Source organism: Paenibacillus sp. FSL R5-0623, assembly GCF_037974265.1.
Lineage (GTDB): Bacteria > Bacillota > Bacilli > Paenibacillales > Paenibacillaceae > Paenibacillus.
The window spans coordinates 5294405-5320676 of record NZ_CP150233.1 but is presented as its reverse complement, the minus strand read 5'-3'; the positions used below and the strand labels follow the sequence as shown (position 1 = coordinate 5320676).

19 protein-coding genes, 9 tRNA genes and 2 rRNA genes are annotated in these 26272 nt (G+C 46.8%); 27 read left to right on the top strand and 3 right to left on the bottom strand.

Annotated elements, in window-relative coordinates; translation table 11 throughout:
- Positions 1-231: 231 nt before the first annotated feature.
- From MKY92_RS23405 to yajC, 19 genes are all read left to right on the top strand, one after another.
- Positions 232-3159 (top strand): 23S ribosomal RNA (locus MKY92_RS23405).
- A 75-nt stretch (positions 3160-3234) separates the two neighbouring features.
- Positions 3235-3351, top strand: a 5S ribosomal RNA gene (rrf, locus tag MKY92_RS23400).
- Between the two features lie 83 nt (positions 3352-3434).
- Positions 3435-3510: transfer RNA gene (locus MKY92_RS23395), tRNA-Asn, on the top strand.
- A 4-nt stretch (positions 3511-3514) separates the two neighbouring features.
- A tRNA-Glu gene (locus MKY92_RS23390) sits at positions 3515-3586 on the top strand.
- Positions 3587-3592: 6 nt separating this feature from the next.
- Positions 3593-3668 (top strand) — tRNA-Val (locus MKY92_RS23385).
- Positions 3669-3685: 17 nt separating this feature from the next.
- A tRNA-Met gene (locus tag MKY92_RS23380) sits at positions 3686-3759 on the top strand.
- Between the two features lie 27 nt (positions 3760-3786).
- Positions 3787-3864, top strand: a tRNA-Asp gene (locus MKY92_RS23375).
- A gap of 23 nt (positions 3865-3887) precedes the next feature.
- A tRNA-Gly gene (locus tag MKY92_RS23370) sits at positions 3888-3962 on the top strand.
- Positions 3963-3968: 6 nt separating this feature from the next.
- A tRNA-Arg gene (locus MKY92_RS23365) sits at positions 3969-4045 on the top strand.
- A 16-nt stretch (positions 4046-4061) separates the two neighbouring features.
- A tRNA-Leu gene (locus tag MKY92_RS23360) sits at positions 4062-4140 on the top strand.
- 7 nt (positions 4141-4147) lie between these two features.
- Positions 4148-4221 (top strand) — tRNA-Pro (locus tag MKY92_RS23355).
- Positions 4222-4423: 202 nt separating this feature from the next.
- Positions 4424-5116 carry a BofC C-terminal domain-containing protein gene (locus MKY92_RS23350; RefSeq protein WP_339297825.1) on the top strand — a complete coding sequence of 231 codons (693 nt, stop codon included), beginning with the start codon at positions 4424-4426 and terminating at the stop codon, positions 5114-5116.
- Positions 5117-5424: 308 nt separating this feature from the next.
- Positions 5425-5928 (top strand): crossover junction endodeoxyribonuclease RuvC, encoded by a 504-nt coding sequence (gene ruvC / locus MKY92_RS23345; RefSeq protein WP_017686765.1) that lies wholly within the window; start codon positions 5425-5427, stop codon positions 5926-5928.
- The gene (gene ruvA / locus MKY92_RS23340) at positions 5925-6539 is read left to right on the top strand and encodes a Holliday junction branch migration protein RuvA (RefSeq protein ID WP_036616866.1); all 615 of its coding nucleotides are present in this window, start codon (positions 5925-5927) and stop codon (positions 6537-6539) included. Before ruvC ends, ruvA begins: the two co-directional genes overlap by 4 nt.
- Before the next feature lie 55 nt (positions 6540-6594).
- On the top strand, positions 6595-7605 hold the full coding sequence (gene ruvB, locus MKY92_RS23335) for a Holliday junction branch migration DNA helicase RuvB (protein ID WP_091020485.1): 1011 nt from the start codon (positions 6595-6597) through the stop codon (positions 7603-7605).
- Between the two features lie 91 nt (positions 7606-7696).
- Positions 7697-9784: a SpoIID/LytB domain-containing protein gene (locus MKY92_RS23330; protein ID WP_339297824.1), complete on the top strand. Its 2088-nt coding sequence runs from the start codon at positions 7697-7699 to the stop codon at positions 9782-9784.
- A 6-nt stretch (positions 9785-9790) separates the two neighbouring features.
- On the top strand, positions 9791-10819 hold the full coding sequence (gene queA, locus MKY92_RS23325; protein WP_339297823.1) for a tRNA preQ1(34) S-adenosylmethionine ribosyltransferase-isomerase QueA: 1029 nt from the start codon (positions 9791-9793) through the stop codon (positions 10817-10819).
- Between the two features lie 43 nt (positions 10820-10862).
- Complete coding sequence (gene tgt, locus MKY92_RS23320; protein WP_017686770.1) at positions 10863-11999, top strand: tRNA guanosine(34) transglycosylase Tgt; 1137 nt, start codon at positions 10863-10865, stop codon at positions 11997-11999.
- A 68-nt stretch (positions 12000-12067) separates the two neighbouring features.
- Positions 12068-12382, top strand: coding sequence for a preprotein translocase subunit YajC (gene yajC, locus MKY92_RS23315; RefSeq protein ID WP_339297822.1), 315 nt, complete (start codon positions 12068-12070; stop codon positions 12380-12382).
- 125 nt (positions 12383-12507) lie between these two features.
- On the opposite strand, the gene MKY92_RS23310 is transcribed toward yajC, so the two are convergent.
- A complete protein-coding gene (locus MKY92_RS23310) occupies positions 12508-12900 on the bottom strand; it encodes a TIGR04086 family membrane protein (protein ID WP_017686772.1) in 393 nt (130 codons plus the stop codon).
- Between the two features lie 183 nt (positions 12901-13083).
- Here MKY92_RS23310 and MKY92_RS23305 point away from each other — a divergent pair, with 183 nt between their 5' ends.
- Positions 13084-13857, top strand: coding sequence for a DUF421 domain-containing protein (locus MKY92_RS23305; protein ID WP_339297821.1), 774 nt, complete (start codon positions 13084-13086; stop codon positions 13855-13857).
- 3 nt (positions 13858-13860) lie between these two features.
- Here MKY92_RS23305 and spoVB read toward each other — a convergent pair whose 3' ends face one another.
- Positions 13861-15495, bottom strand: a complete 1635-nt coding sequence (spoVB, locus tag MKY92_RS23300) for a stage V sporulation protein B (protein ID WP_339297820.1) — start codon at positions 15493-15495, stop codon at positions 13861-13863.
- 227 nt (positions 15496-15722) lie between these two features.
- Between spoVB and MKY92_RS23295 the strand changes: the two genes are divergently transcribed.
- The 6 genes from MKY92_RS23295 to MKY92_RS23270 all read left to right on the top strand — a co-directional run bounded on the left by MKY92_RS23295 (position 15723) and on the right by MKY92_RS23270 (position 22237).
- Complete coding sequence (locus tag MKY92_RS23295; protein ID WP_221824798.1) at positions 15723-15962, top strand: post-transcriptional regulator; 240 nt, start codon at positions 15723-15725, stop codon at positions 15960-15962.
- Between the two features lie 91 nt (positions 15963-16053).
- Positions 16054-17304, top strand: coding sequence for a protein translocase subunit SecD (secD, locus tag MKY92_RS23290; protein ID WP_091020478.1), 1251 nt, complete (start codon positions 16054-16056; stop codon positions 17302-17304).
- Complete coding sequence (gene secF, locus MKY92_RS23285; protein WP_339297819.1) at positions 17294-18202, top strand: protein translocase subunit SecF; 909 nt, start codon at positions 17294-17296, stop codon at positions 18200-18202. The genes secD and secF overlap by 11 nt, the downstream gene beginning before the upstream one ends.
- Before the next feature lie 73 nt (positions 18203-18275).
- The gene (locus tag MKY92_RS23280) at positions 18276-19235 is read left to right on the top strand and encodes a cation diffusion facilitator family transporter (protein ID WP_339297818.1); all 960 of its coding nucleotides are present in this window, start codon (positions 18276-18278) and stop codon (positions 19233-19235) included.
- Positions 19236-19275: 40 nt separating this feature from the next.
- A complete protein-coding gene (gene recJ / locus MKY92_RS23275; protein WP_339297817.1) occupies positions 19276-21684 on the top strand; it encodes a single-stranded-DNA-specific exonuclease RecJ in 2409 nt (802 codons plus the stop codon).
- A 37-nt stretch (positions 21685-21721) separates the two neighbouring features.
- A complete protein-coding gene (locus MKY92_RS23270) occupies positions 21722-22237 on the top strand; it encodes an adenine phosphoribosyltransferase (protein WP_339297816.1) in 516 nt (171 codons plus the stop codon).
- A 155-nt stretch (positions 22238-22392) separates the two neighbouring features.
- On the opposite strand, the gene uraA is transcribed toward MKY92_RS23270, so the two are convergent.
- Entirely contained in the window at positions 22393-23709 is a 1317-nt protein-coding gene (gene uraA / locus MKY92_RS23265; protein ID WP_339297815.1) for a uracil permease, read from the bottom strand.
- 374 nt (positions 23710-24083) lie between these two features.
- Between uraA and MKY92_RS23260 the strand changes: the two genes are divergently transcribed.
- Positions 24084-26261 (top strand): bifunctional (p)ppGpp synthetase/guanosine-3',5'-bis(diphosphate) 3'-pyrophosphohydrolase, encoded by a 2178-nt coding sequence (locus MKY92_RS23260; protein WP_339297814.1) that lies wholly within the window; start codon positions 24084-24086, stop codon positions 26259-26261.
- The last annotated feature ends 11 nt before the right edge of the window (positions 26262-26272 follow it).

Sequence of the window (26272 nt, the reverse complement as noted above, 5' to 3'; positions counted from 1 at the left end):
TGAGAGCTCAAACTCTCAAACAGCTTGCTTTTGCATGGAGCTTGTTCTTTGAAAACTAGATATCGAAACGAAACAAACGCGAATTAGAACATTCCTTTAAGCTAAACTTGTGCAAACAAGTCAAGTGTATAAAGGTAGTTAAATTGCTTTTGTGATGGTATCGGGTGAGAGCGACTTTTGGCTTTGCGCAAGCAAAACAAGGGAAGCGAACGACCGAAACCGGAACAAAATGGTTAAGCTACTAAGAGCACACGGAGGATGCCTAGGCGCTAGGAGCCGATGAAGGACGTGGCGAACAACGAAACTGCCTCGGGGAGCTGTAAGCAAGCTTTGATCCGGGGGTGTCCGAATGGGGAAACCCAGCTGGGGTAATTTCCAGTTACACCTAACTGAATACATAGGTTAGTGTGAGGCATACCAGGGGAACTGAAACATCTAAGTACCCTGAGGAAGAGAAAACAATAGTGATTCCGTCAGTAGCGGCGAGCGAACGCGGAGAAGCCCAAACCAGAGAGCTTGCTCTTTGGGGTTGTGGGACGTCTCACATGGAGTTACAAAGGAACCGGTTAAGCGAAGAGGTCTGGAAAGGCCCGCCAAAGAAGGTAAAAGCCCTGTAGTTGAAAGTCTGTTCCCTCCGAGACGGATCCCGAGTAGTGCGGGGCACGTGAAACCCCGTATGAATCCGGCAGGACCATCTGCCAAGGCTAAATACTTCCTAGCGACCGATAGTGAAGCAGTACCGTGAGGGAAAGGTGAAAAGCACCCCGGAAGGGGAGTGAAATAGAACCTGAAACCGTGTGCTTACAAAAAGTCAGAGCCCGTTTTAGGGGTGATGGCGTGCCTTTTGTAGAATGAACCGGCGAGTTACGTTCCCGTGCAAGGTTAAGGTGAAGAGCCGGAGCCGCAGCGAAAGCGAGTCTGAATAGGGCGATGTAGTACGTGGACGTAGACCCGAAACCGGGTGATCTACCCCTGTCCAGGGTGAAGGTGCGGTAACACGCACTGGAGGCCCGAACCCACGCATGTTGAAAAATGCGGGGATGAGGTGGGGGTAGCGGAGAAATTCCAATCGAACTCGGAGATAGCTGGTTCTCCCCGAAATAGCTTTAGGGCTAGCCTCGGAAAACAGAGTCGTGGAGGTAGAGCACTGATTGGGTGCGGGGCCCGCAAGGGTTACCAAGCTCAGTCAAACTCCGAATGCCATAGACTTACTTCCGGGAGTCAGACAGTGAGTGCTAAGATCCATTGTCAAAAGGGAAACAGCCCAGACCATCAGCTAAGGTCCCCAAGTGTGTGTTAAGTGGGAAAGGATGTGGAGTTGCACAGACAACCAGGATGTTGGCTTAGAAGCAGCCACCATTGAAAGAGTGCGTAATAGCTCACTGGTCGAGTGACTCTGCGCCGAAAATGTAACGGGGCTAAACACACCACCGAAGCTATGGCTTGATGCTTTGCATCAGGGGTAGGGGAGCGTTGTATAAGGGTTGAAGGTGTACCGTAAGGAGCGCTGGACATTATACAAGTGAGAATGCCGGTATGAGTAACGAAAAGATCAGTGAGAATCTGATCCGCCGAAAGCCTAAGGGTTCCTGAGGAAGGCTCGTCCGCTCAGGGTAAGTCGGGACCTAAGGCGAGGCCGAAAGGCGTAGTCGAAGGACAACAGGTCGAAATTCCTGTACCACCGTAAGCCGTTATGAGCAATGGGGGGACGCAGTAGGGTAGTGACGCGGACTGATGGATGTCCGTCTAAGCAGTAAGGCTGATGTGTAGGCAAATCCGCACATTGTAAGGCTGAGCTGTGATGGGGAGCGAAAATTATAGTAGCGAAGGTCATGATCTCACACTGCCAAGAAAAGCCTCTAGCCAGGTGATGGTGCCCGTACCGCAAACCGACACAGGTAGGCGAGAAGAGTATTCTAAGGCGCGCGGAAGAACTCTCGTTAAGGAACTCGGCAAAATGACCCCGTAACTTCGGGAGAAGGGGTGCCCCGGTAGTGTGAATAGCACGAGGGGGCCGCAGTGAAAAGGCCCAAGCGACTGTTTAGCAAAAACACAGGTCTGTGCGAAGCCGTAAGGCGAAGTATACGGGCTGACGCCTGCCCGGTGCTGGAAGGTTAAGGGGAGTGGTTAGGGAGTAATCCCGAAGCTGTGAACCGAAGCCCCAGTAAACGGCGGCCGTAACTATAACGGTCCTAAGGTAGCGAAATTCCTTGTCAGGTAAATTCTGACCCGCACGAATGGCGTAACGACTTGGGCGCTGTCTCAACGAGAGATCCGGTGAAATTTTAATACCTGTGAAGATGCAGGTTACCCGCGACAAGACGGAAAGACCCCATGGAGCTTTACTGCAGCTTGATATTGAATTTGGGTACGATCTGTACAGGATAGGTGGGAGCCTTTGAAGCATGAGCGCCAGCTTGTGTGGAGGCAACGTTGGGATACCACCCTGATCGTATCTAGGTTCTAACCTGGTACCGTAATCCGGTGCGGGGACAGTGTCAGGTGGGCAGTTTGACTGGGGCGGTCGCCTCCTAAAGAGTAACGGAGGCGCCCAAAGGTTCCCTCAGAATGGTTGGAAATCATTCGAAGAGTGCAAAGGCATAAGGGAGCTTGACTGCGAGACCTACAAGTCGAGCAGGGACGAAAGTCGGGCTTAGTGATCCGGTGGTACCGCATGGAAGGGCCATCGCTCAACGGATAAAAGCTACCCTGGGGATAACAGGCTTATCTCCCCCAAGAGTCCACATCGACGGGGAGGTTTGGCACCTCGATGTCGGCTCATCGCATCCTGGGGCTGAAGTAGGTCCCAAGGGTTGGGCTGTTCGCCCATTAAAGCGGTACGCGAGCTGGGTTCAGAACGTCGTGAGACAGTTCGGTCCCTATCTGTCGTGGGCGTAGGAAATTTGAGAGGAGCTGTCCTTAGTACGAGAGGACCGGGATGGACGTACCGCTGGTGTACCAGTTGTTCCGCCAGGAGCACCGCTGGGTAGCTATGTACGGACGGGATAAACGCTGAAAGCATCTAAGCGTGAAGCCCCCCTCAAGATGAGATTTCCCAGTATGTAAGACCCCTTGAAGACGACGAGGTAGATAGGCTGGGGGTGGAAGTGCAGCAATGCATGGAGCTGACCAGTACTAATCGGTCGAGGGCTTATCCAATAGCAAGTGATAATTCGCATGTTTCGTTTCGAATCTAGTTTTCAGAGAACAACACTCTGAAATGTAAGCTACGCGTTTGGTGGCGATGGCGGAGGGGTTCCACACGTACCCATCCCGAACACGACCGTTAAGCCCTCTAGCGCCGATGGTACTTGGACCGCAGGGTCCTGGGAGAGTAGGACGCCGCCAAGCGAACTCTTTCATCATACATAGAAAACAGGCTCTGCATGTTGATGTTGTACGATGAATTGCATTTGCACTGCAAATGCATATATTCCCTGATAGCTCAGTTGGTAGAGCACTCGACTGTTAATCGAGTTGTCACAGGTTCGAGCCCTGTTCGGGGAGCCATTAAGGCCCGTTGGTCAAGGGGTTAAGACACCTCCCTTTCACGGAGGTAACAGGGGTTCGAATCCCCTACGGGTCATAATATGGAGGCTTAGCTCAGCTGGGAGAGCATCTGCCTTACAAGCAGAGGGTCGGGGGTTCGATCCCCTCAGCCTCCACCATATAAACTTTATAACGACGCGGGGTGGAGCAGCCCGGTAGCTCGTCGGGCTCATAACCCGAAGGCCGCAGGTTCAAATCCTGCCCCCGCAATTATACTTTCCTTTGAGAAAGTGATCTGGAACCGTGGTGTAGTTGGCCTAACATGCCTGCCTGTCACGCAGGAGATCGCGGGTTCGAATCCCGTCGGTTCCGCCATTTTTATATTAATAATACCGTGTGCGGAAGTGGCTCAGCGGTAGAGCATCGCCTTGCCAAGGCGAGGGTCGCGGGTTCGATTCCCGTCTTCCGCTCCAATATTTGCGCCCTTAGCTCAGCTGGATAGAGCGTTTGACTACGAATCAAAAGGCCGGGAGTTCGAATCTCTCAGGGCGCGCCATTATAACTTCAAATTTGCCGGCGTGGCGGAATGGCAGACGCGCTCGACTCAAAATCGAGTGGGAAACCGTGGAGGTTCGAGTCCTCTCGCCGGTATATATAACGGGATGTAGCTCAGCTTGGTAGAGCACCTGGTTTGGGACCAGGGGGTCGCATGTTCAAATCGTGTCATCCCGATCTCTAAAAACACTATCTATAATTAGATAGTGTTTTTTTATATTTATCTATATAAGATTCTATAAATGCAGGTTCGATATTCACTATGACAAATTCTCTAACCTAACACATGTGTGTTCCTTCTTCAGACTACAAGTTAATTGTGCATAAAGCCTCAATCTTTAGGTCACAATAGGTTTAAAAAGTGATAGAAGGGGTTCATGTGAACACGTTTAACTTCAGAAAACAATTCAAGAGACGCTGGAGACGGTGGAAACGAACAGTATGGATGACGGCGGCTCTGCTTGCAGTTACGATATTGGCTTACAGCGGGTTGTCTATCTCATCGGCGATAGAGCGTTTGCTGACAACTAATTTTAGTGAGGCAACCAGTGTGATGGGCCCTGTTACGCAGGAAACAAGATCTGAACAGGAGATTCAGGCGTTAGTAGAGCAACTTGATTCTGATCCGGATCATTTAACAAGTGTGGTTTTGGAAACACAGTACATCTGCGGAGTGGAGACAGAGCAGTTAGGCAAGATGGCTAGACTGCAGTTGAAGATGTTACTAGCTCAACATCCGGAATGGGATGCTACCGTTGGAACATCAGATGAGTTGCATTTGAAGCAACGTGTAGATGACCTTTCACCGCTTTGTAAACAGCAGGCTTATATCAGCATAGATGCTGTAGGGAACCTTAATTTGTACGAGGGTAAGCCTGCAGAAGAGAAGGTTATTCGTACGTTCTTTCAATTGGATGTTGGGACATTGGAGAGTTCTTTGCCTGAAGGGGTGCTGGAGCAATTGCAACAGGGTATTCGGATTCAGGACAAGGATGAGTATGATAGCGTGATCTCTACGTTCAGTGACTATGCGGTAGATGAAGATCATCATTTAATCCGTAATGGCGGGTAATCCAAACGTCCTCACCTACAGTATTAAGATTGTTACGTACTGAAACGATGATGGCAATAGCAATAACATGGGTGGTTTAGGGAACCAAGCGATAGACCCAAAAATATGTGGAATATGATGAAGGACATCGAAGAGATGTCCTTTTTGTCGTTTGAACTGAAATACATGAAAATACGTATAAACATGTAAAAAATTCACGAATAAAGACGAGTAATCAGTTAGACAAAGTTTTTCCTGCCGCAGGGTCTATCTTTTGTTATAATGAAATGAACGATACATATGTTCGCTTTTGTGAGGGAGAGATGGTTTTGCGTTTTTTGGGAATTGACCCGGGGATTGCGATTGTTGGTTTTGGTTTTGTGGATAAAATCGGCAGTAAGGTGGTACCCGTACAATACGGATGTATTCAGACGGAAGCTCATACCCCTGAAGAGGAACGGTTGCTTCATGTATATGAAGGTATGGTGCAATTGATTGATAAATACAAACCGGACGCAGTAGCGCTGGAGAAACTTTTTTTCAATCGGAACGTTACAACAGCGATGTCTGTCAGTCAGGCTAGAGGCGTCATGGTTCTTGCTGCCGCACAGAAGGGTTTGCCTATTGCAGAGTATACGCCAATGCAGATTAAGCAGGCTGTTGTCGGGTACGGTAAAGCGGAGAAGAAGCAAGTACAGGAGATGGTCAAAATGTTTTTGCGTCTTCAGGTCGTTCCTAAGCCGGATGACGTAGCGGATGCATTGGCTGTAGCCGTGTGCCATGCACACTCTTATACATTAAATTCCAAGTTGAATGAGGTATTGCGAAAATGATTGATTTTCTAAGAGGACAGTTCATTCATGTAGAGAATGATTATATTGTGCTGGATGTTCATGGTGTGGGGTATCGCGTTTTCTGTCCAAATCCATTTGCGTTTGCGAAGCAAGAAGGCGAAATTACCGTGTACACTCACCATCATGTGCGTGAGGATGCGATGTTGCTGTTTGGATTTGTGACACGGGATGAGCAACGTTTGTTCCGTAAACTGATTGAAGTATCCGGTATCGGTCCAAAAGTAGCTCTGGGCATACTCGCTGGAGGTACACCAGAACATGTGGTTACGGCGATTTACCAGGAGAATCTTACGTTCTTGACCAAATTGCCAGGCATCGGCAAGAAGACTGCACAACGCATGATTCTGGATCTCAAGGATAAGCTGGATAGTTTTGGCGCGGCAGCGTATGCAACAGGGTTGTTCGCTCCTCCATCGGAAGAGTCGGGAAGTGGTTCAGCCTGGGATGAGGCACGTGAAGGTCTCAAGGCACTTGGGTATACTGACAGTGAGCTTGATAAAGTATGGCTCAAATTGAAAAAGGATGTTACTACAGCAGATTCCGTTGATGTGTTGATGAAAAAGGCGCTGCAAATGCTGTTTACGGGATAATACAAATTGCATATTATAATATAGCTGTAGCCTGCAAAAAAAGGTAGGGATGAACATGGATGATCGGATTATTTCCGCGAACCTGATGATGGAGGACCAAAATGTTGAGTTGAGTCTTCGTCCCCGGTATTTGAATGAATATATCGGGCAGAATCAGGTGAAGGAAAATTTAAAGATATATATTGAAGCTGCCAAATTTCGTAATGAGGCATTGGATCACGTTTTGTTATATGGACCACCTGGACTGGGTAAAACAACACTTGCCAACATTATTGCCAACGAATTGGGTGTTAATTTACGAACTACGTCAGGCCCGGCTATTGAACGCCCGGGTGATCTTGCAGCATTGTTAACCAATCTGCAGGAAGGTGATGTTCTGTTTATTGATGAGATTCATCGTTTGCATCGTACGGTTGAAGAAGTCATGTACCCCGCTATGGAAGATTCGGCATTGGATATTATGATTGGTAAAGGTCCAAGTGCACGTTCCGTTCGGCTGGATCTGCCGCCATTCACTCTGATTGGGGCTACAACGCGTGCTGGCTTGCTGTCTGCTCCACTTCGAGACCGATTTGGTGTTATCAGTCGCTTGGAATTCTATACGGTTGACGAGCTGGCTTATATCGTCTCACGCTCTACTGAAATTTTGGGTGTGGAGATTGTGGGAGATGCTGCGCAAGAGATTGCATTGCGCTCACGTGGGACACCGAGGATCGCCAACCGTTTGTTAAAACGAGTACGCGACTTTGCACAGGTGCGTGGTGATGGGATTATTACGCAGACACTGGCGGAAGAAGCACTGCAACGTCTCCAGATTGATCCGCGTGGTCTGGATGAGATTGATCACAAGATGCTCAAATCGATGATCAACAGCTTCCGGGGAGGTCCGGTAGGGTTGGATACCATTGCTGCTACGATTGGTGAAGAAAGTCAGACGATAGAGGATGTCTATGAACCGTATCTGCTTCAGATTGGTATGATTCAGCGTACACCAAGGGGCAGGATCGTAACAGATCTCGCCTATCATCATTTGGGTCTGCCTGTTCCACCAAGAGACGGTAAATAATCGAATCTATTAAACATTTATCATAAACATTGAAATAATCACGTGTTAACCCGATATAAAGTGAAGAAAATGCATGGAGAGGAGTCTGATTGTGGGAAAAGCAATACGAACGAAGAAGTGGAGTCGTCGATTGAAGGTACTGGCGGCAGCTCTTTTGACAGTAGGTTGTCTTCAAGTGCCTGCATATGCAGCAGGAAATGATGGACAGACGATCCGTGTAGCCATGTTTGCGAATCTGGGCAGTACGTATAAATCAACTACACCACTCATTACGCTTGAATCTACAGGACAATGGAGCATCCAATCGGAGAGCGGCGCAAATGTAAGCCTTCCTGCAGGGCAGGTCCGTTTCAGCGCAGACGGATTTCGAGTGAAAGTGTTGGAGACAGCGGATTTCAAGACAGCATCTGCAGCAGCAAAACTGTTGCAGGCAACCGCGGATAAACCGTTGCTGTTCACAACGTCTGTGAATGGAAATACCATTTACCAGCTCTACACAGGCAACTATGCAACGGAGGCACTGGCTGGACAAGCAGTTACACGAGTACAAAAGGTAGCAGCAGCTCAATTGGCTGGTCAAAAGCCAGCTGTAACGGGAAGTAAACGCCTGTCTGCTGGAACCTATGGTTCGATTCAGGAAGCAGAGGCAGCACAAGCCAACCTTTTATCAGCAGGAGTTAGTAGTGTCTATCCAGTCCTTCAACTGAGTGGAGGAAGCCAAGCCTATGCGGTATGGGTGGGTGAAGCTTCAACGGATGCGGAATTAACCGCATTGAAGAACAGTGTGGAAGCCAAAGCTCCAGGGGTGAGCCTTTCACCTGTCAACAATAGTGCAGGGCTCATCATCCGTCAGGATGCGGGATTAAGTACGGATGCACTGAAAACAGCTCCGCATTACACCATTGCAGGTACTGAATCCAAAGCATTGGTACAAGGGAATGGCAATGGGATCAAAGTAGTGGAACGTTCCCAGCGAACGTATCGTGGAGATATGGAAATCAGCATCGTAAGTGGTGATCTGGCGTTGGTTAACGTCGTTCCACTGGAGCAATACCTGTACTCTGTCGTAGGGGCAGAGGTGTATTCATCCTGGCCTGCTGAAGCTCTGAAAGTTCAAGCCGTAGCGGCTCGGTCCTACGCGCTTCAACAGGGTGATCGTTTCAAAATTGCAAATGTCGTGGATACAACACTCAGCCAAGCCTATAACGGGATTGGTTCGGAGAACGATAAAGTAACCAGCGCAGTGGATGCGACGGCTGGAGAAGTGGTCAAGAGCGGTGGGAAAATCATCGAAGCTGTGTTCTCCTCCAATGCGGGTGGCCAGACGGCTCATCCTTCTGAGGTATGGAACGGTGGAGCAGGTGTTTTCACCAATGTAGTTAGCTCGGGGGATACATCAGCCCAGGCAGGATTACATACGTGGTACCATGTGCTGCTCAGTTCAGGCGTTAGCGGGTACATACGTGAGGACAACATCAAAGAATTAACGACCAAGACCAATGCAGGACTGGCAAAAGTGACGGTAACGGCTCAGAATACCAATGTGCGTGCCATTCCGTTAATTCAATCCACCGTTGAACCTGTAGCCAAAATGAATCCAGGTAACGAAGCTGTTGTGCTGGCAAAAGTGGCTCAATCCAATGATTATGCTTGGGTGAGAGGACCTTTCACGTCTGCCCAGTTGGTTAAATCTCTTCAGGGTAAAACGACAGCATCGGTTCCTGCTTCAATCTCAACCTTGGAAGTGACCAAGCGTGGACCTTCCGGAAGAGCACTTGAAGTCACTGCCAACGGACAGGCTATGACGGTGAAATATGCCGATACATACCGCTCTGCGCTCGGTGGATTACCAAGCACTTTATTTGATATTGCAGGGACCGGAAGTTATACTGTATTAGGCGCTGACGGCAAAACAGCCAGTAAAACTGGCTCAAATGGTGCCTCTGTATTGTCTTCTTCTGGCGCAGGAACATCGTCCGGTAATGCACTTGTGGTTATGAGTGGTGATGGTCAAGCGAGAGCGGTAACGCAGGGTCAGACCTTCATGATTATCGGTCAGGGCAATGGCCACGGTTTGGGCTTGTCCCAATGGGGAGCCAAAGGCATGGCAGATGAAGGGTATGATTACCAGGCAATATTGAAACACTATTATCAAAATGCGACTATTGTTAAGGAATGAAACTAAATGAATGTGAACTTATATGATTTTGAATTACCAGAGCAGTTGATAGCACAGACGCCGTTGCTTGATCGCACGGCATCCCGTTTGCTTACCTTGAACAAAGATAGCGGTGAGATTAATCATCAAACGTTTCCTGATATCATCGATTTTCTGAATCCGGGCGATACATTGATTCTGAATGATACACGTGTTCTACCAGCCCGTCTGTTCGGTACAAAAGAAGATACCGGAGCAAAAGCGGAAGTGTTATTGCTCAAAAATGTGGAAGGTGACAAGTGGGAAGCACTGGTTAAGCCGGGTAAAAAGCTGAAAGCCGGTTCAGTCATCGTATTTGGTGAGGAACTCAAGGCAATCATTGAAGAAGAGGGCGAGATGGGGGCACGTACACTTACGTTTACGTATGATGGAATCTTCCAGGAGATTCTGGATCGTCTGGGCGAGATGCCGTTGCCACCTTATATCAAGGAGACATTGGATGACCGCGAACGGTATCAGACCGTGTATGCCAAGCATGAAGGATCGGCGGCTGCACCAACAGCAGGATTACATTTTACGGATGAGTTGTTGGATCAGATTCGTGCGAAAGGTGTTAATGTGGCCTTCATTACGCTTCATGTAGGACTGGGAACATTCAGACCGATGTCGGTTGACGTTGTTGAAGATCATGTCATGCATGAGGAGTATTACTCTTTGTCACAAGAAACGGCAGATCTGATTAACCAGACCAAAGAGAATGGACACCGTGTTTTTGCGGTTGGGACAACGAGCTGCCGGACTTTGGAAACGGTAGGCAGCAAATTTGAAAATGGCATACTGCAAGCGAGCAGCGGATGGACCAGCATTTTCATCTACCCAGGCTATTCCTTCAAAGTGATCGATGGGATGCTTACGAATTTTCATCTCCCGAAATCCACGTTGGTTATGTTGGTTAGTGCACTAGCAGGCAGGGAACATATTATGCAGGCATATGAGGAAGCCATCGAAGAGCAATACCGGTTCTTCAGCTTCGGCGATGCCATGTTGATATATTAATATAACGGTATAACGATTAACTTTTAGAGGATGATTAAAACCAATGGCAGCAATTACGTATGAACATATCAAAACTTGCAAACAATCTGGTGCACGTCTGGGACGTGTACATACACCTCACGGTATTATTGAGACACCAACCTTTATGCCTGTAGGTACACAGGCGACTGTCAAAACAATGAGCCCTGAAGAGTTGAAAGAAATGGATGCTCAGATTATTTTGAGTAATACCTATCACCTGTTTCTGAGACCAGGACATGAAATCATCCGTGAAGCTGGCGGATTGCACAAATTCATGAACTGGGATCGTCCAATTCTGACGGACAGCGGCGGATTCCAAGTGTTTTCCCTCAGCGAGATGCGCAAGATTACGGAAGAAGGCGTTAACTTCCGTTCTCATCTGAATGGAGACAAAAAGTTCCTTTCTCCTGAAGTAGCGATGGAAATCCAGAATGCACTTGGCTCCGATATTATGATGGCGTTTGACGAATGCCCACCGTATCCAGCTGAATATGAATATGTCAAAAAATCACTCGAAAGAACAAGCCGCTGGGCAGAACGTTGTCTCGAAAGTCACGCTCGTCCGCATGACCAAGGTCTGTTTGCCATCGTACAGGGAGGCATGCATGAAGATCTTCGCCGTCAGAGCGCCGCAGATTTGACTTCCATGGATTTCCCGGGGTATGCTATTGGTGGACTGAGTGTTGGAGAACCGAAACATTTGATGTATGGTGTATTGGATTATACGTTACCTTTGTTGCCGTCCAATAAACCACGTTATTTGATGGGGGTAGGTTCGCCCGATGCGTTGATTGAGGGATCTATTCGTGGAGTGGACATGTTCGATTGTGTTCTGCCTACTCGGATTGCCCGTAACGGAACAACGATGACCAGTCAAGGACGTCTGGTAATTCGTAATGCCAAGTTTGCAACCGATTTTGGACCATTAGATCCTGAATGTGATTGCTACACTTGTCGCAACTATTCCAGAGCTTATCTGCGTCATTTGATCAAAGCAGATGAAACATTTGGCCTGCGTTTGACAACGATCCATAATCTTCATTTCTTGCAGAATTTGATGCGTAATGTACGTAAAGCCATTATGGAAGATCGTTTGCTTGATTTCCGGGATGAATTTTTCGATCAATATGGTCTTCATGACAATGACAAAGGTTTCTGATTGAGTTTTTGAGGAAACCGGCGTAACAAGCAATATCTGAACGTATAGTCGATAAGGGGGAGTTTTGAATGTTTCAGGGAATGCCTTTAACAGGAGCGGGAGCAGGCGGTGGAATTGTATCTTTGATCGTACCTTTGGTACTCATGGTTGCGATTTTCTACTTCTTGATGATTCGTCCACAGAACAAAAAGCAAAAGCAACGGAATTCCATGCTGAGCCAATTGAAAAAAGGCGATAAAATTGTAACGATTGGTGGCCTTCACGGTACGATCGCCGAGATTACGGATGATGTGGTTGTATTGCGTGTAAACGATGTAACTAAGCTTACATTTGACCGTAATGCAATCAGCACGGCTGTAGCTCGTGATACGGCTGTTGAATAGTTACTGTAACATAGAATAACGAGGGTGCGTTTGTGGCGTATTCCCTAGTAGAGAACCGGATCTCCTTGGAGACCCGGTTCTCTTTTTTGATTTATGAGGGAAGGTCGATGTTCTTTACCAGTCAGTTAGGAGCGATGCGTATTAACACCGAACATGCCACCGAGAGCTGAAATGAAGAACGCGCTAAGCAGTTGTAAACTATCTTTCCAATTAAACGAAGCATCCAGCGCGAGAAAACCGATCAATAGCACAAGGAGTCCATATACAATTCCGGTAATCCCTCCGTAGTACCATCCTTTTTCACCAGAGCGTTTGCCTGCGACAAAACCACCGACCAATAATGACAAGCCATGAACAACATAGGTATACAACGAGAGGTCCTGTTCCCGCATTCCGCTCATCCAGAGAAACAAGGAGAGAATTAATGCCCCGATAAACATCCATACAAAAGCCTGACAGAGGCCTGACAGAATCGGATTGGACACTCGAAACGAAACCAAGCGGCGGATCAATTGCATGAAGCAACCCCCTTGTACAAGTTATAAGTTAATACAGTGTATGGTCAAGCCTTTGGACTTATGAACTGTTTTCCATTAAATGAACGGATTATTTCTGCATGAGCATGTAAGGTTCAGGTCAAAATAGGGATTGCACTATCCAGCTAACTGTTAAAAACTCAGTTTCGAAGGAGGACCCCTGTTGTGAACTTCCCAGATGTCGGATCACATATCTTTCGAACCATTCTCATGTACTTTCTGGTGTACTGTGCAATGAGGGTTATGGGTAAACGTGAGATAGGTAAGCTATCCATGTTTGATCTTGTCGTGTCCATTATGCTTGCTGAAATGGCTGCTTTTGTCATTGAAGATATTGATAAACCGCTCTCTCACGGGATTGCCCCCATGCTTACTTTGATCATTGTACAGATCGGAATGGCCTTTATAGGTCTTAAAAGTCGGCGTCTTCGCCTGATAATTGATGGCAAACCTACTGTTTTGATCTCCAAAGGCGTTCTTCACCGGGATGAGATGCGGAAGCAACGATATAATCTGGATGATCTATTGCAACAACTCCGTGAACAGAATGTAGACAGTATTGGTGAGGTTGATTTCGCTATTTTGGAGACCACAGGCAAGCTGACCGTGTTTCCCAAGGATGAGAATACTTCTAAGGACAGCAATTCTTCCGGTTCTGACTCAGAAGATTCTTCTTCCAGTAAATCCAAAACGGGAAAAAACCAGATTGACGGATCTCCAAATATCAAATTTCCAAATATTAAATATGAAGGTCTGCCACTACCCTTAATTATGGACGGAAAGGTCCAGGATCAGAATCTGGAGATCATTCAGAAAACGAGATTTTGGCTGAAAAATCAAATTCAACAGAACGGAATTATGGATTTCAAAGATGTATTTATATGCTCCATTGACCACAATGGGAAGATATATGTCAGTCCAAAAGATGATAAAAAATGAAAATCATTTGCCTGAGCGGCGCTTGAACCATGAACCAATCAAAGGAGCACGGGACAGATCATGAAAGTCAATCATTTTGGTCCAGCCCATGACGATGAAATACACGATAAGCCCGACAAAAGGAGCGAGAAGCATCCTCACCCAAAAAGGCAATATCATGGCAGTCTCTTCGTATACGAGTAGGGTCGCTGCTCCCATGATAAACATTCCTGCACCCGTCTTGACCCAATCCATCATTTTGAAGCGGAACTGTAGCAGGCTACGTACGCTTTGGGCATGTAACAGGGTAACTACCGTAGAATTCACACAGATGGCGATGACTGCACCGAAGATGCCATATTCAGGCCGGGACGCAAGCGTTAGAATCAACGTAATTTTGATAACAGCACCGATAAACGTATTTAGCAATGCTTTACCTGGACGGTCAAGAGCTTGTAACGCAGCTTGAAGAGGAGCTTGAATATAAATGAACAAAGCAAAAGGAGCCATTAGCTTCAGCATGCTTCCGATCGATGCATCATTATACAGAACAAGACACATCGGTTCGGCAAGCACATACATAAATACAGAAAATGGAGCACCTGTCACAAGTGCCAAGCGTAATGCCTGATGCATTCGTTTGTGAATGAGTGCGCGATCTCCCTGGGCAGAAGCTTCGGACAGTGAAGGCACAAGTGATGTCGCGAGCGATGAGGTTAGTGCCCCCGGCAACAGCAACAAAGGAATAATCATACCTTGTAATGCACCATATTGTGCTGTAGCAAGTCCCTTGGATATGCCTGCCAGAGCCAGACTCTGGGCAGTAACAATAGTTTCGGCCAGATAGGATAAGGAGCCAACCAATCGGCCTGCTGTAACAGGAATAGAGATTGCAAGCAAACGCCGGATTAATCCCGGCTGTGGAGTACCCGTTTCTTTCGTAACTGAAGGTATTGAATTTAAAGGCTTGGCTGAAGGTTTGGTTGTGAGATTGGGCATGTTCTGATGTTTGGCTAGCGGTAACTCTTTCTTCTGCCTGTTATACTTCCACAAGAGTACAAGCATACCGCCGAATTCTCCAACGAGTGCGCCCAGCATGGCACCAGCAGCAGCTTGGGCAATACCGTGGGGGAGGAGAAGCCAGGCAAACCAAATGACACAGACGATACGAATGATGGTTTCAACAATGGATGAAATGGCAGTAGGCATCATGTTTTGCTTACCTTGGAAATACCCTCTGTAGACAGCAGATACGGCGATAATGGCAATCATGGGGCTCATACTAACGAACGTATGGTACACCCGCTCATCTGTGAGCACGTACTTGGTAACCCAGGGTGCAAATAGGATGCACAAAAACATGAATACAACACCCAGGGTCAACGTAAAGCTTAAGCTTACTTGCAGGATTCGCTGGGGGGAATAACGATTGGCACCGGTATCAGCTTCCGCTACGAGCTTGGCTACAGCGAGCGGAATACCACCCGTAATTAATGTCACCAGTACAATAAAAAAGGGATAGCTCAATTGGTAGATGCCAACACCTTCTGCACCAATGACTCGTGGCAGCGCAATGCGCGGAATGAAACCAAGTATTCGATTAATTATGCCTGCCGCGAGCAGGATCATGGCCCCCTGGATAAATGTCTGTTTCTTCAAGACTACCCCTCTTTCCCGGTTGAAAGTACAGGCTATCAACATAAACGGGACAAAGCCGTTGTTCTTCATCCTATGCCAGTCCTTTATCTTCTCATGACAACTTGGACACGATTAACAAAAAGAACCATAATCAGCAAGAAGGAATATGATCAGGCGAAGTCGAATCATGTAATATTGATGCCGCTTAAAGGCTTGGATGTACGAAGGGAGGCTCCCCGTTGGAAGAAATGAATGATGTGGAGTTGGAACAGTCAATAGAGATGCTCTGCCGTAGCAAAGCGGAGGAATTAAGGCTTGTCGGTTACGAATATGTCACCAGTAAAGATGTCTGGATTTGCGTCAGTCATAAATATGAAAAACAGGGCATTCCACCGCTTCACCAGCTGGTGAACGACATTTTGTCACTGAAAGCAACAAGCTTTATGAACTTTATGACCGTGTCTGCATACCGGGGGTCCTCTTTCTAGACGAAAGGGATCTTTTTTGTTGAAAATTGACTGCTTTTTACGGCATCGCTATAATAGGAATATTGAGAACGAAAGGGGATCTAGGAACGGCATGAAAAGAATTATCAGTTTCATTCTGGTCGTGCTTGTCACCACAGGGGTAATGGTGGGAACAAGCCCGGAACTGCTCAAAAATATACGCTTGGGCCTTGATTTAAAGGGAGGCTACGAGATCTTATATGAAGCAGAGCCGCTCGAAGCAGGTCAACAAGTCACCAAAGCATCTTTGGTGCAAACGGCCAAAAGCCTTGAAAGCCGCGCCAATGCGCTCGGAACAAGCGAACCGGAGGTAACCACTGAAGGAAGCAACCGGATTCGATTGAAGTTGGCAGGGGTTACGGATGAGGCTGAAGTTAGAGCCAAAATGAAAGAACCGGCTGTTCTGACCTTCCGTAGTAAAGCTGAGAACGACAAGGAAGGCGAATACACCAAAATTGAGCTTCGCGGAAATGAATTTGTTGAGAATGCAGCCAAAGTTGTGTTCACTCAATTGAATGAGCCTATGATTGACATTCAAGTGAAAGACAAAGCAAAATTTTCCGAGATTACCAAACGTTTGATCGGACAACCTCTCGCCATTTATTTGGACGATGAGTTGCTCTCTGCTCCAACCGTTAGACAACAGTTAACAGATGGTTCCGCTCAGATTTCGGGTGCTTACACACGTGACGAAGCAAACCAGCTTCGTGACACCATTAACCTGGGTGCATTGCCACTGAAACTTACAGAGAAGTATTCACAAAGTGTTGGTGCAACACTTGGTAAGCTTTCTCTGGATCAGACCATTAAAGCGGGATTGATTGGTTCCGTTATTATTCTAGTGTTCATGATTGGGCTTTATCGCATTCCTGGTATTATCGCGAGTTTTGCCTTGATTACACATACGTGGCTGGTACTTGCAATCTTCTATTTAGGAGAATTTGTGCTTACCCTTCCAGGTATTGCGGCGTTTATCCTGGGTATAGGGATGGCGGTGGATGCCAATATCATCACGTACGAACGGATCAAGGAAGAGATGCGCAGTGGTAAGTCGATCTTGTCATCGGTTAAAGCGGGTGGTAAACATTCCTTCCGTACAATCATTGACTCCAATGTCACAACCATTATTGCAGCCGCTGTTATGTTCTTCCTAGGTACAGGTGCGGTTAAAGGGTTTGCACTCGTGCTGATTTTTGATATTGTCACCAGCATTATCACGAATATTTTCTTCTCCCGCTTCCTGTTGACCCTGCTCGTACGGGCTAACGTGTTGAAGAAGCCTAAGTACTTCGGAGTGAAGGAGAGTGAAATTCGTGCGCTTTAATTGGAATTTTGATTATATTAAAGGAAGTAAAATTGCCTATACATTCTCGATCATTTTGACTGTAGTAGGGATTATCAGTTTGCTCTCACTTGGATTGAACTACGCCGTTGATTTCCGTTCAGGATCAAATGTGGATATCACCGTATCCAAAGCCATCACAGCGGAGCAAATCAATCCAATCGTGAATGAACTGGGTGTTGACACAAAGGAAGTTCAGATCACGACTGGATCTGATCGGGTTAATGTTCGATTCTCGAACGTACTGGATGAAAACCAAGAAAGCAAATTCAAGCAAGAATTTAGCAACCTGGATGAGACGGCTTCCTATGAAGTGAATACCGTTGATCCAGAGATGGCCAAAGAGCTTGAGCGTAATGCGATCTATGCGGTACTGATTGCCAGTATCGGAATCATGATCTATGTTGCGATTCGATTCGAATGGCGATTCGCTTTGGCAGCGGTTGTTTCCATATTCCATGATGCTTTCGTAGTTATAAGTGTATTTTCTATATTCCGTCTTGAAGTGAATCTGACCTTTATTACGGCGGTACTAACCATTGTCGGATTCTCGATTAACGATACCATCGTTATTTTTGACCGGATTCGGGAGAATCTGCGTTTCGCCAAAAAATCAACGAAAGCTGATCTGCGTGAAGTGGTCAACCGGAGTTTAGCCCAAACGATGACGCGCTCGCTGAATACAACATTTACTGTATTTATTGCTTCACTCTGTTTGTTTATTTTTGGCGGAGAGTCTATTCGTATGTTCTCTCTGGCGATGGTGATCGGAACATTCTTTGGTGCCTATTCTTCAATCTATATCGCCGCTCCATTATGGTTCACGCTCAAAGGTAAACAAGTGGATAAGCCAAAAACAGTAGCTAAAGAATCTAACTAAACATCTTATTGTGAAGCCGCGTCTGCCAGGCGCGGTTTTGCAACTTTATGTACAGAATTAAGGGGGAATATTCATGACCAGAGAACATATCCCATCTGCTCAGGCTGCCACATGGAGCGGTATTGCTGGTAATATGGGACTTGCGGTGATCAAAGCGGGAGTCGGTTATATGGCAAACAGCAAATCATTGCTCGCTGACGGCTTGTATTCTGCTTCTGAAGCTGGTTCTGCCCTGGCTGGTCTCTTTCCCTCCAAGTCTGTACGCGATAAGAGCAAGGCTCGCAGGGAACGCTTTAAACAACATTCACGTGTTGCTAGACCCGGAATCTCAGTATTGTTATCTGTGCTGATCCTCATGGGTGGATTACAGCTTGCTATCTCCGCATTGGGTAGTCTCTCCGGAAGTGAACCGGAAGCACCCGGCAAGTCGGTACTTTTGGTGGCTGTTGCAGCTCTGGCTGTGAAAGAAGCGATTTTTCAATTTCAGTACAGATATTTCCGTAAACGAAACCAGTCTCAGGCGCTGGCCTATGCACAGCAACATCGCCGTGCACTCTATTGCTCGCTCACCGTGTTAATTGGCATTATAGGATCCATGGCTGGTGAAGAGACGGGTTTGAGTATGCTGCTCTACCTGGACCCCACGGCTGCGTTGATTGCTTCCTGTTTTGTGCTTCACAAGGGTTACCGAATGATTGTGGACACAGTCTATGGTTCACTCGTTCAGGAACTGGAGCAGGAAGAAGCCTCAGATTTCAAAGAGACCGTACAGCGGGTATATGGCATCATTACCATTGAGCATTTGGTTGCACGTGAACAGGAACATGACGTTACGATTGAGCTGGTCATTAGTGTGAATCCAAGGATCTCGATACTGGAAGCACAGGAGATTGCAAATCGGGCCAAGACACTACTGCTAACCCGTTTCAGTCATGTGAAAGAAGTACAGATTCAAGCGATACCTTATGATCCAGGCTATCCCTATAAATCCAATCATGAACTGCCCGATCACGAAGCGACATTAATTCAGTAGTGAAGCGCGGGTCCAGTAGATCAGGAAAGGAGCGTTATCATTGCTTTATTCGCAATACCGGTGGAATACACCGAATATCGATTTGGAGGCGGCTGCGGGACTCTCGCAGGCGCTTTCCGTTTCCCCCCTTGTTGGACGTTTGCTTGTGAGTCGAGGAGTGCACAATGAGAATGAGGCAGAACGTTTTTTGCATCCTGACCTGAATCAGATGCATGATCCCTATCTGTTACTCGGCATGAATGAAGCTGTGCCACGAATCAAGCTGGCATTGGAGCGGGAAGAACATATTTTGATTTACGGGGATTATGACGCCGATGGCGTATCCAGCACATCGCTCATGATCCATTTGATGCGTCATCTTGGGGCTTCGTACGATATATATATCCCTCATCGCTCGAATGAAGGGTATGGATTGCACAACCATGCGTTGGATTGGGCGCATCAACAAGGCGTTTCATTGATTATTACCGTGGACACCGGAATCAGTGCTGTTGAACAGATTGCCTATGCGGCAACGCTGGGCATCGAAGTCATTGTGACAGATCACCACGAGCCGCCTGAAATTTTGCCCGAAGCCTTTACACTTATTAATCCGAAACTTCCGGGATGTCCGTATCCTTTTAAAGGTTTGGCAGGAGCGGGAGTAGCCTTGAAGCTCGCTCAGGCATTAATCGGGGAAGTGCCCGGTGAATGGATGGAGATTGCCGCCATTGGTACCGTTGCCGATCTGATGCCTTTGGAAGGGGAGAACCGGGTTATTGTCAGTTATGGAATAGAATCGATGCGTGGTTCACGTCTGCCCGGTGTAAGTGCATTGCTGGAAATCAGTGGGGTTGATCAGAGTCAGGTGACTTCGATTAATATTGCCTTTGCCATGGCACCTCGTATTAATGCCAGTGGACGTTTGGATCATGCCGGGAGAGCGGTATCGCTTCTCACCACCGAGAATCTGGATGAAGCTCATACGCTTGCCGGCCAGCTTGATCTATTGAATCGGGAGCGGCAGCAAGTCGTAGAGGGCATATTACAAGAAGCAACGGCACAGTTGGAACAAAAGATACAGCTTCGTTCAGGATCCGTTCCAGATGTAATCGTATTGGCTGGGGAGGGCTGGAACGTCGGAGTGGTTGGTATTGTGGCTTCCAAATTGCTGGAGCGTTATTACCGACCTACACTTATCCTTGGGATCGATCCAGAGACCGGTGTCTGCAAGGGCTCTGCGCGCTCCATTGAGGGGTTGGATATCTATCAGGCGCTCACAGTCAATAAACACACCATGGACCATTACGGGGGGCATCCGGCTGCAGCAGGTATGACCCTGCATCGGGATCAGTTGGAGGAACTTGAGGCAGGTTTGAATGAGTTTGCTGCATCTGTGTTGACCGAAGAAGACTTTGTACCTCAGCGTCTTGCGGATGATGAATGCAGAATCAGTGATGTTCCACTGAAAGTAATTCAGGAGATCGACAGATTGCAGCCTTTCGGGATGAGCAATCCCTCGCCGCGGTTTGTATTGAGAAGTGTGACTGTGAAGGAAACCAGAACGATGGGACGAGAGAAACGCCATCTGAAATTGGTTCTGGAACAGGATGGTCAGCAACTGGAAACCGTTGCTTTTGGTAAGGGAGCGTTAGCAGAGTTCCTTCTCCCAGGTTCCGTTATTGATGTGATGGGAGAACTGTCCATCAATGAATGGAATGGGATGAGAAAACCTCAACTGATGCTTCAGGACATTCATGTTCCTCAGGTTCAAGTGTTTGATTTGCGCGGTAATGCCGAGCCATTAAATGCGATGAAGCATTTCTTGAGCTCACTTGAGGTACATCTGCGATATAAATCAGGTTCTGTTGGTGCTATTGTTCGGAAAGAAACAGATGTTTCCGAGGGAAATTCATTGTATGAACCTTGCCTTTGGGTATATGATAGAAAGGTCGGGTTATTTCCGTGTAATGCTGCTGCACAGCATTATGGACAGGAACAAGTCCGGACGTTATTTGTGTTTGATACGCCGGAAACCCCGGAACAACTTGATGCCATGCTGGCTTTGTTCAGTGGAGCTGAGAATATCATCCTTCTGCACGGATCAGGCAACCGCCGAGATCGCCTTCAGATGCCTTCCAGAGAACTCTTTAAGCGTATTTATATGCAGGTGTTGAAATGGAAAGCTGAACCCGTGGAGGAACAAGAGATTACTCCTGTGCTCAGTCGTCAGTGTGGTTGTTCGCCGCGCATGATTACGATGATGTTGGATGTATTCGAAGAGTTATCCTTCATTACCCGTGATAACGGCAAAATTGCGTTTGTGGATAACCCGCCTAAGCGTGAACTAACCGCTTCACGTCACTATCAGGCGCTCGAAAATATGGCTGAGATAGAACAGGTGATGTTGGATGCAGCCACACCGCAACTGACACAATGGATGATATCCCGGATGAAGGGCGTATCTTAGATGGAAGTTTGTGTATTTATTTTAGGAGGAGATTATTTTGGATTTTAAAGATTATATTCGTGTCATTCCTGACTTTCCACAACCGGGAATCAGCTTTAAGGACATTACAACATTGTTGAAGGATGGAGAAATGTACCGCAATGCGATCAATGAACTGAAAGTGATGGTTTCTGATCTCAAGATTGACGTTATTGCTGGACCTGAAGCACGTGGTTTCGTTGTGGGCGCCCCTCTGGCATATGCTCTTGGTGTCGGTTTTGCTCCGATTCGCAAAAGTGGAAAACTGCCTGGAGAGACGATTGAAGTTGGTTATGATCTCGAGTATGGCAAGGATACACTCGCGATGCACACAGATGCGATTGAAAAAGGTCAAAATGTCCTGATCGCAGATGATCTGCTCGCAACGGGTGGAACGATTGCAACTTCCATCAACTTGATTGAACAATTGGGTGGGAACGTTGTCGGAGCTGCCTTCCTGATCGAACTGTCTGATCTGAATGGTCGTGCTAAATTGCCAGAGAGAATCGATGTATTCACATTGATGAATTACTAAGTTTAAATTCTCCAGTTGGAGTGTTGTGATTAAAACCTGAATTGATTTTCCCTTTTCCCGGGAAATAATATACAGCATTAATGATTATCAAAAAGCCTGTTCTTCCAACCGTAAGGTTAGGGAGAACAGGCTTTTTGATGTGTATATGATGGAAATTAATCAGATGTTTTTTCAGTAATAGGCTGTTTTCTGGAGTCTTCATTCAACCAACCCAGCACTTCAAACAACTTGAACAATAAGCTCATCAGGATTCCAACGATGGTTGCGAGTGCCATCCCTTTCAGATGAACGCCATAGAAGATAACTTCTGTACCACTCAGTCCGATGACCAGTACAAGTGTAGTGAGAATCAGATTGGTTGGTTTGGCAAAGTCAACTTTCTGTTCAACCAGAATACGCAGACCGGAGGCTGCAATTACCCCGAACAGGAGCAGGGATACGCCGCCCATAACGGGTACAGGAATGTTGGCTACAAGCGCCGAAAATGTTCCTGAGAAGGAGAGTACGATTGCAATAACTGCTGCACCACCAATGACATATGTGGAGTAGACACGAGTCAGTGCCATAACACCGATGTTCTCACCATAGGTTGTATTGGGAGTAGATCCTACAAAGCCGGACAATATGGTAGATACGCCGTTTCCAAGCAGGGAACGATGGAGGCCAGGGTCTTTGGATAGATCTTTGCCTACAATGCTGCTCGTTACAAGTAAATGTCCAATATGTTCTACAATAACCACGAGTGCTACAGGTAAAATGGTAAAGACAACAGACCAGTCAAATGTAGGAGTGGTTACGGTTGGTAGTGAGAGGAAATCAGCATTTCCAATAGCCTGTTTATCAACCAGACCCATAGAATAACCAAGGATATAACCCACTACGATACCGATTAGAATATGAATGATTTTGGGGAATCCACGGAATGTTACGGCACCAATGACAGTGATCCCAAGCGTGGCCATGGAGAGTATAATAGGTTTCGCCTGAGGAACCCAGTTGGGATTAGCTAGCGGATCGGAATTAATCAATCCGGCCATACCAGCTGCAACAGGTACAAGCTCCAGACCGATCAAAGCAACGATGGCACCCATAACTGCTGGTGGGAATACCACGTTAATCCAGCCTGTTCCCGCATATTTCACAATGAGAGCTACCAGGCAGAAAACAATACCTGTTATGATAAAGGCGCCAAGAGCCATGGAGTAGCCGTTCTCTGGATGTGTTTTTAACACTGATGTTACAGGAGCAATAAAAGCAAAGCTGGAACCCAAATAGGCGGGGATTTTTCCTTTACACATTAGTATGTACAGCAGGGTTCCAATTCCGTTCATCAGCAATATCATACTAGGGTCGACACCGAACAGGTTCGGTACAAGCACCGTGCTGCCAAACATGGCGAACAAATGCTGAAGGCTAAGCAGTGAACCTGAGCCGAGTGGCATCTTTTGATTAACCTGAATTTCGCGTTGCAATGAATTTCATCTCCTTTTCCGAAACACAAACTTTCAATAGATTACAGAGTTTCTCTTAATTAAGCAATAACATTTTTGACGTAGCAGAGCCATGGAATTTATATTTTCATGAATTTTCCTTCTATTTCAGCAAATAACGGCAATAATACATAAGAAAATAAGAAATACATCCAATCCCCTGTGAGTCATAGGGAAACGGGTTAGAAGTAATTCAGATCACCAATATAAAAATTGGATAAGTGCTCTTATTCGTCAGCAGTTGACGGGAAACGGGCGAAGCGTCATAATTATAGGAAATTACTTTTACGGGGAACCTGTGTTGCAGCACTGTCACGGGTTCCATTTGGTATAGAAAGGACACGGAACAGATCAGAATGGGCATAGAGCAATTACTCGAGAAGGCCGGGGCATATATCAAAGAACCCGATCTGGTGCGCATACGAGAAGCTTACGAATTTGCTGATCAGGCCCACCATGGACAGACGCGAAAATCGGGAGAACCGTATATTCTGCATCCGCTTGCGGTTGCCGACATTGTTGTGAACATGCAGATGGACACCATCTCCATAATAGCAGCGCTTCTTCATGATGTAGTAGAGGATACTACGGTCTCACTTGAAGAGATCCGCAATCATTTCGGCAATACGTGTGCCATGCTTGTTGACGGCTTGACGAAGCTGGAACGTATTCAGTTTCGCTCCAAGGAAGAACAGCAGAACGAGAACTACCGCAAAATGTTCATCGCCATGGCGCAGGACATCCGTGTCATCGTGATTAAATTGGCTGACCGTCTGCATAATATGCGGACACTCAAGTTTCAGTCGGAAGAAAGCCAGCGCCGGATTTCATATGAGACGCTGGAAATTTTCTGTCCGATTGCAAACCGTTTGGGTATCTCTGCAATCAAATGGGAAATGGAGGACATCGCCCTCCGTTATTTGAATCCGCAGCAGTATTACCGAATTGCAAACCTGATGCACAAAAAACGTGCGGAACGGGAGCAATATATTGATACGGTTATGGATGGAATTACGAACAAGCTCGATGAGATGGGAATTCAGGCAGACCTTTCGGGACGTCCGAAACATATCTACAGCGTGTTCAAGAAAATGACCACCAAAAACAAGCAGTTTAACGAAATTTACGATCTGCTTGCCATTCGTATTATTGTGGATAATATCAAGGATTGTTATGCTACCCTGGGAATTATACACACGCTATGGAAACCGATGCCTGGACGCTTCAAAGACTACATTGCGATGCCGAAGGCGAACATGTATCAATCGCTGCATACAACGGTAGTTGGTCCCAATGGCGAACCAACGGAAGTACAGATCCGGACATGGGATATGCACCGGACTGCTGAATTTGGTATTGCTGCCCACTGGGCCTACAAAGAAGGCGCTGCGAACGGAAATCATTTTGAAGATAAGATTACGTTCTTCCGTGAAATTCTTGAACTTCAAAACGAAGCACAGGATGCATCAGAATTCGTAGAGTCACTCAAAATGGATTTCTTCTCGGATCTGGTATTTGTATTTACGCCAAAAGGAGAAGTCATTGAATTGCCGATTGGCTCTGTTCCTTTGGATTTTGCTTATCGAATCCATACAGAGGTTGGTAATCGGACCATTGGCGCCAAAGTAAACGGTCGGATTGTTCCGCTCGATTATCATCTGAAGACAGGTGATATCATCGAAATTTTGACGTCTAAACATTCTTACGGACCGAGCCAGGACTGGATGAAAATTGCGAAATCTTCTCATGCACGAGCGAAGATCAAGCAATGGTTCAAGAAGGAACGCCGTGAAGAAAACGTTGTAAAAGGTCGGGAGAGCTGTGAGCGTGAACTGAAACGCATGGGGCTTGATCCTTCTGCGTGGATGACGGATGACAAGTTGATGGAAGCTGCCAAAAAATATGCGTTTAATGATATTGATGACATGCTTGCGGCTGTTGGATTTGGTGGGATTACTGCTGCACAGATTGTAACCAAAGCAACCGAAAAACTGCGTAAAGAGCAGGAAGAGTCCAGTTTGCTGGAATTAAATTCTGAGATGCGCGAGCTGAAACCTGCACCTGAGCGCAGAAATCGACCAACCAACGGTATTCGTGTCAAAGGCATCGATAATCTGCTTGTTCGATTCGCAAGATGCTGTAATCCTGTACCTGGAGATGACATTATCGGATACGTTACACGCGGACGGGGCGTTTCCGTACACCGTAGTGACTGTCCGAATATCCCGACAAGTGCAGACGGTGAAGAAGCAGCACGTGTTATTGAGGTCGAGTGGGAAGAGAATATCGAAGCAAGTTACAGTGTGGATATTGAAATTACAGGCCATGATCGGAATGGCTTGCTCAACGAGGTACTTCAGGCTGTATCCGAAAGTAAAACCAATATATCTGCCGTTACAGGACGGACGGACAAAAATAAATTAGCATTGGTGCACGTCACAATTCTGATTCGTAATACGGATCATCTGCAATCCGTTGTAGAACGGATCAAACGTGTGAAAGATGTCTATTCGGTGCATCGGATTATGCAGTAAGGAGCCTGTAA

Excerpts from the sequence above, each read along its gene's own strand:
- MKY92_RS23295 (WP_221824798.1), top strand. The coding sequence starts at position 15,723 with ATGAATGATGTGGAGTTGGAACAGTCAATAGAGATGCTCTGCCGTAGC.
- secD (WP_091020478.1), top strand. The coding sequence starts at position 16,054 with ATGAAAAGAATTATCAGTTTCATTCTGGTCGTGCTTGTCACCACAGGG.
- MKY92_RS23310 (WP_017686772.1), bottom strand. The coding sequence starts at position 12,900 with ATGCAATTGATCCGCCGCTTGGTTTCGTTTCGAGTGTCCAATCCGATT.
- queA (WP_339297823.1), top strand. The coding sequence starts at position 9,791 with ATGAATGTGAACTTATATGATTTTGAATTACCAGAGCAGTTGATAGCA.
- yajC (WP_339297822.1), top strand. The coding sequence starts at position 12,068 with ATGTTTCAGGGAATGCCTTTAACAGGAGCGGGAGCAGGCGGTGGAATT.
- MKY92_RS23260 (WP_339297814.1), top strand. The coding sequence starts at position 24,084 with ATGGGCATAGAGCAATTACTCGAGAAGGCCGGGGCATATATCAAAGAA.
- MKY92_RS23280 (WP_339297818.1), top strand. The coding sequence starts at position 18,276 with ATGACCAGAGAACATATCCCATCTGCTCAGGCTGCCACATGGAGCGGT.
- ruvB (WP_091020485.1), top strand. The coding sequence starts at position 6,595 with ATGGATGATCGGATTATTTCCGCGAACCTGATGATGGAGGACCAAAAT.
- tgt (WP_017686770.1), top strand. The coding sequence starts at position 10,863 with ATGGCAGCAATTACGTATGAACATATCAAAACTTGCAAACAATCTGGT.
- ruvA (WP_036616866.1), top strand. The coding sequence starts at position 5,925 with ATGATTGATTTTCTAAGAGGACAGTTCATTCATGTAGAGAATGATTAT.